At 67.7% G+C, this 11,964-nt stretch carries 10 protein-coding genes; 5 read left to right on the forward strand and 5 right to left on the reverse strand.

Going from position 1 to position 11,964, the window contains the following annotated elements:
* The first annotated feature begins 36 nt into the window (after positions 1-36).
* From AB0B25_RS14820 to AB0B25_RS14835, 4 genes are all read left to right on the forward strand, one after another.
* Positions 37-576 (forward strand): DUF4395 domain-containing protein, encoded by a 540-nt coding sequence (locus AB0B25_RS14820; RefSeq protein ID WP_357178999.1) that lies wholly within the window; start codon positions 37-39, stop codon positions 574-576.
* A gap of 29 nt (positions 577-605) precedes the next feature.
* Entirely contained in the window at positions 606-1,439 is an 834-nt protein-coding gene (locus AB0B25_RS14825; protein ID WP_357178719.1) for a sulfurtransferase, read from the forward strand.
* Positions 1,440-1,444: 5 nt separating this feature from the next.
* The gene (locus tag AB0B25_RS14830) at positions 1,445-1,750 is read left to right on the forward strand and encodes a DUF1416 domain-containing protein (RefSeq protein WP_357178721.1); all 306 of its coding nucleotides are present in this window, start codon (positions 1,445-1,447) and stop codon (positions 1,748-1,750) included.
* A 193-nt stretch (positions 1,751-1,943) separates the two neighbouring features.
* The gene (locus tag AB0B25_RS14835; protein WP_357178725.1) at positions 1,944-2,651 is read left to right on the forward strand and encodes an FABP family protein; all 708 of its coding nucleotides are present in this window, start codon (positions 1,944-1,946) and stop codon (positions 2,649-2,651) included.
* A 399-nt stretch (positions 2,652-3,050) separates the two neighbouring features.
* Here the strand turns inward: AB0B25_RS14835 and cydC are convergent, their stop codons facing one another.
* The 5 genes from cydC to AB0B25_RS14860 form a co-directional block, all read right to left on the reverse strand.
* Positions 3,051-4,880: a thiol reductant ABC exporter subunit CydC gene (gene cydC, locus AB0B25_RS14840; RefSeq protein WP_357179001.1), complete on the reverse strand. Its 1,830-nt coding sequence runs from the start codon at positions 4,878-4,880 to the stop codon at positions 3,051-3,053.
* Positions 4,881-5,041: 161 nt separating this feature from the next.
* Positions 5,042-6,922, reverse strand: coding sequence for an ATP-binding cassette domain-containing protein (locus tag AB0B25_RS14845; RefSeq protein ID WP_357178728.1), 1,881 nt, complete (start codon positions 6,920-6,922; stop codon positions 5,042-5,044).
* A gap of 4 nt (positions 6,923-6,926) precedes the next feature.
* Positions 6,927-7,958, reverse strand: coding sequence for a cytochrome d ubiquinol oxidase subunit II (gene cydB / locus AB0B25_RS14850; RefSeq protein WP_357178730.1), 1,032 nt, complete (start codon positions 7,956-7,958; stop codon positions 6,927-6,929).
* Positions 7,959-7,967: 9 nt separating this feature from the next.
* Entirely contained in the window at positions 7,968-9,449 is a 1,482-nt protein-coding gene (locus AB0B25_RS14855) for a cytochrome ubiquinol oxidase subunit I (RefSeq protein ID WP_357178732.1), read from the reverse strand.
* 236 nt (positions 9,450-9,685) lie between these two features.
* Positions 9,686-10,606: an aminodeoxychorismate lyase gene (locus tag AB0B25_RS14860; protein ID WP_357178734.1), complete on the reverse strand. Its 921-nt coding sequence runs from the start codon at positions 10,604-10,606 to the stop codon at positions 9,686-9,688.
* Between the two features lie 186 nt (positions 10,607-10,792).
* Here AB0B25_RS14860 and AB0B25_RS14865 point away from each other — a divergent pair, with 186 nt between their 5' ends.
* Positions 10,793-11,908: a folate-binding protein gene (locus AB0B25_RS14865; RefSeq protein WP_357178737.1), complete on the forward strand. Its 1,116-nt coding sequence runs from the start codon at positions 10,793-10,795 to the stop codon at positions 11,906-11,908.
* Positions 11,909-11,964 lie beyond the last annotated feature (56 nt).

The following is an 11,964-nucleotide window of genomic DNA, read 5'->3' on the forward strand; positions in this document are numbered from 1 at the left end:
CGCCCAATGTCCACCCAGGCCCGTAATTATTCCCAAATTTCGTCCACTTCCGTCGATCAGGTCGACGTCCGCGGTCCTCGATTCACCGCGTGGATCACCACCGCCGTCCTCGTTCTGGTCCTCGTGGCCGCCGCATTCTCGCCCGTCGCCGCCGCAGCGCTGATCGGAGTGCAGGCGGTCGTCTTCGCCGTCGGCGCCGCCGTTGGTCCGCGCCGTCACCCATACGGCCGGATCTACGCCACCTTCGTCGCGCCGCGCCGTGCCCCGACCAGCGAGACCGAGCCCGTGGCTCCGCTGCGGTTCGCACAACTGCTCGGCTTCGCCTTCGCGGCCGTCAGCTTGCTGGGCTTCGCGCTCGGCGTCACCGTCGTCGGCGCGATCTTCGCCGGCTTCGCCCTGTTCGCGGCGTTCCTGAACGCGGCGTTCGGGATCTGCCTGGGTTGCCAGATCTATCCGCTGGTCGCCCGCCTTCGTCGGACCGGTCCGATCGGCGGTGTTCGCGAGCCCTCGGTGGTTTCGCGAACAGCCGCTTCCGGTTCGGACGCGCACACCGCCGGGTCCCCGGCATCGAACTGACCCTGCACGTCATCTCTGAAAGGAACACAATGGCTCGCTCCGATGTCCTGGTCTCCGTTGACTGGGCCGAAGAGAACCTCAACGCCCCCGGCGTCGTCTTCGTCGAGGTCGACGAGGACACCTCCGCCTACGACGGTGGTCACATCGAGGGTGCCGTCCGGCTCGACTGGAAGAAGGACCTGCAGGATCAGGTTCGTCGCGACTTCGTGAACCAGGAGCAGTTCTCCGATCTGCTCTCGGCACGCGGCATCTCGAACGACGACGAGGTCGTGCTGTACGGCGGCAACAACAACTGGTTCGCCGCGTACGCCTACTGGTACTTCAAGCTGTACGGTCACAACAACGTCAAGTTGCTCGACGGCGGGCGCAAGAAGTGGGAGCTCGAAGGCCGCCCGCTCTCGACCGCGGCTGTGAACCGCCCCGCCACCCAGTACAAGGCCGCCGCGCCCGACCTGACGATCCGCGCGTTCCGGGACGAGGTCATCGCGGCCATCGGCACCAAGAACCTGGTCGACGTCCGTTCGCCCGACGAGTTCACCGGCAAGATCCTGGCTCCCGCCCACCTGCCGCAGGAGCAGAGCCAGCGTCCCGGCCACATCCCCACCGCCATCAACGTGCCGTGGAGCAAGGCCGCGAACGAGGACGGCACCTTCAAGTCCGATGCCGAGCTGACCGAGATCTACCAGGAAGCCGGTCTGGACGGCCAGAAGGAAACCATCGCGTACTGCCGGATCGGCGAGCGCTCCTCGCACACCTGGTTCGTGCTGCAGGAACTGCTCGGCCACCAGAATGTCAAGAACTACGACGGGAGCTGGACCGAATACGGTTCCCTCGTCGGCGCGCCGATCGCGTTGGGAGCGTAATCACTATGTGTGCAGCACCTACCCAAGGTCAGGCCATCCCGGCGGGCGTCGACGTGGAGAAGGAAACGGTCATCACCGGACGTGTCCTGAGCATCGACGGTCAGCCGGTGGGCGGCGCGTTCGTGCGTCTGCTCGACGGCAACGGTGACTTCACCGCTGAGGTCGTCGCCTCCGGGACCGGCGACTTCCGGTTCTTCGCGGCTCCCGGCGCGTGGACGGTCCGGGCACTGTCCTCGGCGGGCAACGGGTCCGCGGAGGTACGCCCGGAAGGCGCGGGCATCCACGCCGTCGAGGTTGCGGTCGCCAAGTAACGCAACCGCACGCAGGCGCCCGGCCCCGGCCGCTTCCCACTGTGACGGGAGGCACCGGGGCCGTGTGCGTGTGGCGGCACGGAAGTCGTTAGACTTCGACCGTGGTCCTCTTCTTCGAGATTCTGCTGGTGGCCGTGGCCGTGCTGATCGGCTGGTTCGGCCTCTACGTCTTCTACCGGCTGTTCACCGAGTCATGAGCGAACTCGCGAGCGAAGGTTCCGATCCGGCCGAGCGAGCGAGTGAACACATGAACGGCAATGCTCCGGCCGATGCCGCTTCGCGTCGTGGTGGCGACCGGGCGGTCGCCGACGCCGCCGAACGGGCGAAAGCGACCGGCACTCGGAACATTCCGGTCCTGCCGGACCTCCCGTTACCCGAGGACACCGCCAATTTACGACTCGGACCGGATCTGAGTTCCTCGATGCTCGCTCTGCTGCCGTTGGTCGGCGTGTGGCGCGGCGAAGGTGAAGGCAACTCTTCCGAGCGTGGCGACTACCGCTTCGGTCAACAGATCGTCGTCTCGCACGATGGCGGCGACTATCTCGCCTGGGATTCCCGTTCCTGGGTCATCGACACCGACGGCAACTACGACGGCCCGGATCTGCGCGAGAGCGGCTTCTGGCGGGTCGGTAACGATGGCAACGACGAGGTCATCGAATTGCTGCTCGCGCACAGCACCGGCATCGTCGAGCTGTTCTACGGCCAAGCCCTCACCCAGTCGTCCTGGGAACTGGCCACCGACGTGGTGATCCGCAGCCAGTCCGGCGACGTTGTCGGCGGCGCCAAGCGCCTTTACGGCATCGTCGAAGATGGCGATTTGGCTTACGTCGAGGAACGGGTGGTCGCCGACGGACCGCTCAAACCTCGCCTCTCGGCCCGTCTCCAGCGCTACATAGGCTGAAGCGGCGCGTTCGCTCCGCACTCCGTGTGTCCGAAGCACTGTGGTCGGACACCCGGAGTAGCGCGTATCTATGGCCCCTTCCCGGCTGCTGTCGGTCGACCGCACCCCGCCGGTAATAGATTCTCCGGGCTCCGGCGCCAGTACGCGCGCCCTGTCCGCGACAGCACCACCGCCGAAAGGAAACGGCCCCCGAGCCATACCTGTGCGGCGTTACTCGCACGGGTCCGGTCGGACAGACCGGGGCTCGGGGGCCGGGTGACTGCCTGGATTACGCTCAGCGCTCGCGCGGGCGAATCCACCTGCAGCGGTGGCGCTAGCGGACAGCCACCTCACGTGTCCTATGAATAACCATTCTTCGAACCACCTCCTTCCTCGTGTACCAATGAATCTAGCGAGGTGTCAGTGGCTGGGCAACGGAATTTCTCGGTGGGCGCAAACGTGCTCGCCTTTGGCCGGGAAAACGGTTGTCACCAGACCTGATGCGTCAACCTGGACGACCGCGTCGGCCCGATGATCCGGCGGCAGTCGATGTGTGACGACGACCACGATTCGATCGGGTCCGACGAGACCGCTCTCGGCGTCCAACAGGTCGCGCAGGACTCGGTCACCCGCGTCCGCCTCCAAGTGCTCGGTCGGCTCGTCGAGCAGCAGCACCCGGGCCGGTGCGACAAGGGCGCGCGCGAGCAGGATACGACGGCGCTGGCCACCCGAGACGGCGGCCGCTCCCCCGATCAAGCCGGTGTGCACCCCGTCCAGCAGGGCGTCCAGCCAGTCGCCGAGACCGACTGCGCGCAACGCGCTTTCGGCCTCGTCCTCGACCAGATCGCCATGGGCAACCCGCAGGTTCTCCAAGACAGACGTCCCGAACAGGTGCGCATCCTCCGCGAAGAAGGTGACATCACGACGGGGGCTGCCGAACAGCCCCGCCCACGCCATCAACAGAGTCGTCTTCCCAGCGCCGCTCGGGCCGACAACCGCGATCCGCCGCCCCTCCGGCAATTCCGGCACAGCGGACAACGTCATTGCGCCTACCGGACTGTCCGGTGCACCGACGACCCCGGCCGGAAATCTCTCCGACAGCCGCGGAATCGTCGCCGTGCTCGACCCGACACCCGCACTCCCCGAGCGGTCGGACGGCAGCGCGTCGATGGCCGAGACGTCGCGCGCAGGTGGATGGCCTTCGAACCTGACCAGACGGTGCAAGGCCGCGCGAGCAGTTGTCAGCGCTTGCGCGGCCGCCGGCAGCGAGGCAACCGCCTCGAATGCCGACAGGGGCAGTAGGACGAGCACCACCAGCGCCATCGGGGTCATCGCGCCCGCTGTGCCACCGTCTGGGCCGTAGCGGGTGATACCGATCAACAGAGCGCCGAGCGCGCTGACGCCGATCGAGAGCGGCGTAGCCGCTGCCGCCCATGCGCTTCGACCGGCCGCGGTGTCCTCCGCGGCGACCGCTCGGCGCGAGGAGTCCGCGGCGGCGGCCAAGGCGGCGTCGAGGCGACCCGCGACACGGAGTTCGGCCGCGTGGTCGAGAACTGACAGGGCTCGCGCGGTGAACTCGGCACGGTCCGCGCGTACGGCACGTTCGGCTTCGCGGGCCGCTCTGGCCGACAACCACGGCCCGACAAGCCCGGACAACGCGAGCGTCCCGGCCAGAATCACCGCCGCACCCGTCGAGATCGTCGCCAGCAGCCCGACCGCCGCGACAGCCAGTACCAGCGCGACCACGACCGGCACGAACACGCGCACCACCACCGCGCCCAGATCATCGATATCGCTGCCGACCCGGACCAGGAGATCACCGCGGCGGGGCGGAGTGCGACCGGCGCTGCCGGATCGGTCCGCGCCGCCGGTGCGCGAGTCATCCGGAGCAGACCGATCCGCACGCCCAGGCAACCGGTCGGCTTCACTGCTCGAAGACACCGGCCGCAGCAGCCAGAAGTCCGACCGGGCCAATGTTCGGTACACCGTCGTGCGTGCCGAGGTCATGGCGCGCAGCGCGACGTCGTGGGTGGCGAGACGCTCCAGGTAGCGGCACAAACCACGGGTGATACCGAGCGCGCGGACCGTGACTACCGCGATACTCAAGTCGAGTACCGGCGGCATCTGCCAGGCGCGGGCGATCAGCCATGCCGCCAGCGCCGCGAGGCCGAGCCCACTGCCCAGCGCGACCACACCCCACGCGATCGCCACCGCGACCCGCCAGCCGGACAGCTCGAGCAGTGCCCACATCCGACGCAGATCACTACACAGCGTCGTGCTCGCCTCCGGCAAGTCTGTTGTCACAGCCCGGCTTTTCCCCGTGCCGACGTCGGTCCGCAGCGTCGGATCCCTATCCTTCGCATCCCTGACCCGCGTGCCGCCGACACGGGTTTCCAGCGTGCGTGGGCGGCTCATTTCGCCACCACCGCGTGGTCGGCACGGACTCGGACGACATGGTCGGCCGCGGCGAGCACCGCGGGGTGATGGCCGATGACAACCACCAGTGCGCCCGCGCGTGCCCGCTCCCGCAGCGCGGCGAGCACGGTCGCCGCGTTCGCGGCGTCCAAGTGCGCGGTCGGCTCGTCGAGTAGCAGGATCGGGCGGTCGGTGGCGAGCACCCTGGTCAGCGCGAGGCGCTGGCGCTGGCCGAGCGACAAACCCACACCGCCCGGCCCGACCACGGTGTCCCACCGGTCCGGCAGGTCAGCCAATACGGCGTCGAAACCGGTCGCGACACAGGTTGCTTCGAGATCGTCGAGAACACCGCGGGCCGGCGCGCCGAGCAGTTCGAGGTTGTCCCGCAGGGTTCCGGGCACCAGGACCGGTCGCTGCGGAAGCCACGCCACGCGCGCCCACCAGCGGTCGCAATCCAGCTCCCGCACGTCGATGCCGTCGACAGTCACCGAGCCGTGCTCCGGCGCGACGAGACCGAGGATCGCCTGCACCGCTGTCGATTTCCCGCTGCCGTTCGGCCCGGCCAGCACAGTGACCACACCAGGTCGCAAGACCGCCGACAACTCCGACGGCGCGAATCCGTTTCGCGCCAGGACCGAGACAGCGCGCAGTTCGATCGATCCAGCCCCATCGCCCACGGAAGCGTCCGACCCTGGACCACCTGGCGAGCCGGCTGCGTCCAGCGCCGAGCCCGGTGCGACGAATACCTTCGATCCGACCGCACCATCCGCCGATTCGCCCGACCCGAAACCAGCAGATCGCCCTGCCGCGACCAACGCCGACCCGATCACTGCGAAAGCCTTATCCGCAGCGGCCATTCCGTCCTGCGCGGCATGAAAACGCTCACCCACCATCCGAAGCGGCAGATACACCTCCGGGGCCAGTACCAGGCAGACCAGACCCGCGTAAAGGCTCATCTCGCCGAACACCAAGCGCAGGCCGATGGAAACCGCGACAAGGGCCACACTCAATGTCGCGAGCATCTCCAGCACCATCGAGGACAGGAACGCGAGACGCAAGGCACGCATGGTGCGCCTGCGCAGCGCGTCGCCGAGATCGCGCACGCGATGCTGCATGGTGCCCGCTTCCGGACCCGCGGCACTGCCATGGGAACTCGCGGCAGGGCCACCACCGGTCGCCGCATCGTGCTCCCGCACGGAAACATCGTGCGCGCGCCCCATCTCGCGGCCGAGCGCCCGCAACGTCGGCATCCCCGCGAACAGGTCGAGCAGTTGATCCGAAAGCCGAGTCGTCGCAGCGAGCGTGGCCTCGGCGCGTCCCTGGGTCAGCAACCCGATGAGGATCATGAACACCGGGATCAGCGGCAGCGTGAGCAGCACGATCACGCCGGAGGTCAGGTCGTGCAGCACGATCACCGTCAGCACGATCGGCGGGACGAGCACCGCCAGCAGGAGGGCGGGCAAATACCCGACAAGGTAACCGCGCAGCCCGGACAGCCCGGTACCGACGACGACCGCCAGTTCGGTTCGGCGCGTGTCGAGTTCGCGCGGGGGCAGTCGCGCGCCTGTCGCGAGCACCGCGTTTTCCAACTCCGCGACGACGCTCGCACCCGCCCGATGCGCCAGCCTGGACTGCACCCACGTGGCGAGCGCCCGGCCCGCGATCGCCAGCGCGAGTACGGTCAGTTCGGCCGTCCACGCGCCGAGGGTGCGACGGTCTCGATCGGTGACGACCCCGCTGAGCACCCGTCCGAGCATGACCGCCCCGACCACGATCGAGCCGGTGATCACCAGCGACAGTGCGACGCTCACCGCCAGGTAGCTGCGCGCCGAGCGGGCGTATCGCCACAGGCGCGGGTCGATCGGCGGGCGGGCCATGATGTCAGTCCCGCACCGAGCCCGGCGGCAGGCCGATCGGAGCCGGGATCTGCTCGACCGTGATCCGCTTGCGGAACACCCAGTATGTCCAGCCCTGGTAGATCAGCACGACGGGGGTGACGAGCACCGCCGCCCAGCTCATCACTTTCAGGGTGTAGGGCGTCGAGGACGCGTTGTGGATGGTCAGGTCGAACGCCGAATCGAGGCTCGAGGGAAGCACATTCGGAAACAGCGACCCGAACAGCAAGGCGGAGACGGCCGCCACGGTCACCATGGTCCCGGTGAAAGCCCAACCGTCGCGGTGACCGATGTCAGCCGCGGCCGCGATGGCCGGCCCGAGTAGCACCAGCGCGAACGGAACCCAGGTCCATCCGGCGCCATAGGCCAACTGGGTCCACAGCCCGAACGCGCCGACCACGACCGCGGTCGGGGCCAGTAGTAGCCGGGCGGTGTGCCGCGCGTCATCACGCACCTCCCCGCCGGTCTTGAGCGCCAGGAACATCGCGCCGTGCAAGGCGAACAACAGTCCGGTCGCCACACCTGCGAGCAAGGCATACGGCCCGAACAGATCCCACACCGAGCCCGCGAACTGCTTTTTCTCGTTCAACGCAACCCCGTGCACCACATTGCCGAACACCCAGCCCCAGGCGAGCGCCGGTATCCAGGACCCGATGCCGATGCCGATGTCACACCGGGCCCGCCAGCGCGGATCGTTGATCTTGCCGCGGTACTCGATGGCGCAGATACGCAGAATCAGCGCCACGAGCACCAGCAGCAACGCGAGGTAGAAACCGGAGAACAGGCTGGCGTACCACTCCGGGAACGCCGCGAACATCGCGCCGGCCGCGGTGATCAGCCAGACCTCGTTGCCGTCCCACACCGGCCCGATCGTGTTGAGTACCACGCGCCGTCGCGCGTCGGATCCCCGGCCGAGGATCGGCATGAGCATGCCGACGCCGAAGTCGAAGCCCTCCAGCATGAAATAGCCGGTGAACAGCACGCCGATCAGTACGAACCAGAACTCTTGCACACTCATCGCCGGCTCCTAATAAGCGAACGAAAGTTGTTCGACAGCAGGTTCTTCCACGGATCTCCCGCCGGAGTCACCGCCCCTGCCGGCCGACTCGGGCGCCGGGTCCGGGCCGTGGATCACGTAGCGGCGCATCAGGTAGAACCACACCAGCGCGAGCGCGCCGTACAACAGTGTGAAGGTGATCAGTGAGAACAGCACCGCGCCGGGCGAATGGTTCGAGACACCCTGCTGCACGACCAGGCGCAGATTCGGATCGCCGGTCGGGTTCGGCGCGACAACCCAGGGCTGGCGGCCCATCTCGGTGAAGACCCAGCCCGCGCTGTTGGCCAGGAACGGCGTCGGGATAACGAGCAGACTCAGCCAAGAGAACCAGCGCTGGTCCGGTACCCGACCGCGGCGAGTGAGCCACAGCCCGGCGAGCGCCAGCAGCGCCGCGCCCGCCGACAGGCCGATCATGGCGCGGAAGGACCAGTAGGTGACGAAGAGGTTCGGCCGGTAGTCGCCGACACCGAACCGCTCGTTGTATACCTTCTGCAGATCGATGACGCCGTCGAGCTGCACGCCGGTGAATTTGCCCTTGGCCAGCCACGGCAGCACGTACGGCACTTCGAGCACATGCGTGACGCTGTCGCAGTTGTTGTGCGTGCCTACCGTCAGGATGGAGAAGGCGGGGTCGAGTGCGTTGTGGCACAACGATTCCGCCGAGGCCATCTTCATCGGCTGCTGCTCGAACATCAGTTTGCCCTGGACGTCGCCGGTGTAGACCAGCGCGGCAAGCGAAACCAGCATCACCCAGATGCTCGCCCGCGCCGCCGGTCGCCACATGCCGCGCGTTTCCTCGAGCTTGCCCGCGTCACCACCGCGCGCGTTGCGCACCATCCACCAACCCGCGATGCCCGCGACGAAGGTCGCCGCGGTCAGGAAAGACCCGGCGACGACGTGTGGAAAGGCCGCCATCGTCGTGTTGTTGGTGAGCACCGCGACGATGCTGTCGAGTTCCGCGCGTCCAGTCTGCGGGTTGAACCTGGCGCCGACCGGATGCTGCATCCATGAGTTGGCGGCGATGATGAAGTACGCCGACGCGTTCACGCCGATGGCGACCATCCAGATCGTGCCCAGGTGCACCAGTTTCGGCAGTCGGGTCCAGCCGAAGATCCACAGCCCGAGGAAGGTCGATTCCATGAAGAAAGCGACCAGGCCTTCCAGGGCGAGCGGGGCGCCGAAGACGTCACCGACGAATCGGGAGTACTCGCTCCAGTTCATCCCGAACTGGAATTCCTGCACGATGCCGGTCGCGACGCCGAGCGCGAAGTTGATCAGGAACAGCTTGCCGAAGAACTTGGTCAGCCGTAGCCAATGCTCTTTGCCGGTGATCACCCACACCGTCTGCATGGCGGCCACCAGCGGCGCGAGACCGATCGTGAGCGGTACCAGCAGGAAGTGATAAACCGTCGTGATGCCGAACTGCCATCGGGAGATATCCAAGGCATCCACGCCGACCTCCTGTCGATCTACGACGTTACGTAGTAAGCCTACGTCGGAGCCGACCGAAGACGACAATTCCTCGGCCACGACACACCGGCGCCCTCGGCAGGCATCGACACCTTTCCCCTGCACACCGCCTCCCCGTGCCCGTCCGAGTAGGACGGAGATCACGGGGCGGCGGCATGGGCGAGGCTACTGATGCCGATCGCGCCGCGGTCGGCGGCTCACCGGCGAACGCCGGGCCGTCACCAGTCGCCGACGGCTCCCGCGCGCTCGATGCCACGATTCACCAGTTCGATGATCTCGTTTGCGTTGTCCGGCGCGGACATCCGCAGACCGTCCAGCGAGTTCACCCGCGCCGCGAGCGAGATACTCGACAGCATCCAGACGCTGTCGCAGGTGAGTAGATCAGCGGTGAACAGCGAATCGTAGCGGCACTCCCAGCCCGCCTTCTTCGCCTCGACGAACAGAGCACGCTGCGTGACGCCGGGCAGCACGCCGTTCTTCGCGGGCGGCGTGATCAGCTGTTTGTCGCGCGCGATCACCACGGTGGACCGCGGGCCCTCCAGCACCCGGTTCTCGGTGCTGGTGAAGATCACGTCATCGGCACCCATCCGCGCGGCGAACCGGAGGGCGGCCATATTGCTCGCGTAGGACAGCGTCTTGGCCCCGAGCAACTGCCACGGCGCCGCCTGAGCGAGATCGATCGAGATCCCGCGGGACAGGGTGACCACGGAAACGCCTTCGGTGCGGGCCTTCTCGACCCGATCGGGAACCGGAAGCAGCAGCACGAAGGCTGTCGGCACCGGCACCGCGGCGGCGAGATCACCGGTCTTCACCTTGTCGGGCGTGCCGGACAGGTCGGATTCGCGACCACGGGTGAGCACCAGCCGCATCAGACCCTCACGGTCGCTGCCCCACTCCTTCGCGGCCGTCTCGACGGCCTCGCGCCATTTCCCCAATTCTGGTTCGGGCAGATCCAACGCCTGCGCGGAGCGGCGCAGTCTGCCTAGATGAAACTCGATCGCGCACGCGTTTCCCGCACGCACGAGCACAGTTTCGAAAATACCGTCACCGCGCAATACGCCGATATCGTCCGCAAATAACAACGGCGCGTCCACATCTTGGACCACGCCATCGAGTGTGACAAGAACTCGATCCACCATGGGTCGAGCGTAGGCGGTGGGAGGGAACCGCGCCTATCGCACGGCCGAGTTCGCAGAACCTTTTATTCCCGATTCGCCACACCGCCACCGCACGATGCTTGATCCGCTGTCGATCGACCATCCCGAAATACCGGGTCGACAGCCCAGTTCGCACACGGCGGTGCAGCCACGCCTAGAGTGGGGAGGGTGTCCGTGGTCGTTGCGCCCAGCCCCATTCTCAGCGTGTCGGGAGCCGTCGCGGGAGCGCCGGGTTCGCCCGATGCCGCCGTCGCATGGCACTACGGCGATCCGTTCGGTGAACAGCGCGCCGCTGTCGACCGAGTAGCCGTCGTGGACCGCTCGCATCGTTTCGTGCTGCGCATCACCGGCGGCGAGCGGCTGACCTGGCTGCACACCATCTCCAGCCAACATGTCGCCGCCCTGGGCAACGGTGGTTCGGCGGAGAACCTGGACCTCGACCTGAACGGCCGGGTGCTGCACCACTTCGTGCTCACCGACCTGGACGGCACCGTATGGATCGACACCGAGGCCGAGCGTGGGCCCGATCTGCTCGCGTTCCTGCAGAAGATGGTGTTCTGGGCCGACGCCGAGCCGGTCGAGGCCACCGATCACGCCGTGCTGACCCTGCTCGGACCGCGGGTCGCCGACCTCACCGAAGCACTCGGTGTCTCCGAACTCCCCGACGTCTACGCGGCGACGCCGCTACCCGGCGGCGGCTTCCTACGCCGGATGCCCTGGCCCACCGCGGACTCGTTCGATCTGGTGATCCCCCGCGACCAGCTACCGGACCTGTGGAGCACGCTGACCACGGCAGGCGCCGCGCCCGCGGGCATGTGGGCGTTCGAGGCGCTGCGTGTCGCGGCCGTGCGCCCCCGGATCGGACTCGACACCGACGAACGCACCATCCCGCACGAGGCCCGCTGGATCGGCGGCGTCGCCGAGCACGGAGCAGTCCATCTCGACAAGGGCTGCTATCGCGGCCAGGAGACCGTCGCCAGGGTGCACAACCTCGGCAAGCCGCCGCGGCAGCTGCTACTGCTGCATCTGGACGGCTCGGCCGACGAACGCCCGGCCGTCGGCGACGACGTCACCGCGGGCGGTCGCGCGGTCGGCCGACTCGGCACGGTGGTCGACCACTACGAACTCGGCCCCATCGCACTCGCGTTGATCAAGCGGGCGGTCCCGGCCGACACCACGTTGTCCGTCGGCCCGGTCGCGGCGGCCATCGATCCCGATTCGGTTCCCGTCGACCACGCGACGCAGCCCGGCCGGGTCGCGGTCGACCGGCTACGCGGGCGCTGATCCACCGATGGACACCATCGACCGAAGCGGATCGCTCTTCGGCAGCCGCGCCCCCG

The organism is Nocardia sp. NPDC049190 (assembly GCF_040648115.1).
Classification (GTDB): domain Bacteria; phylum Actinomycetota; class Actinomycetes; order Mycobacteriales; family Mycobacteriaceae; genus Nocardia.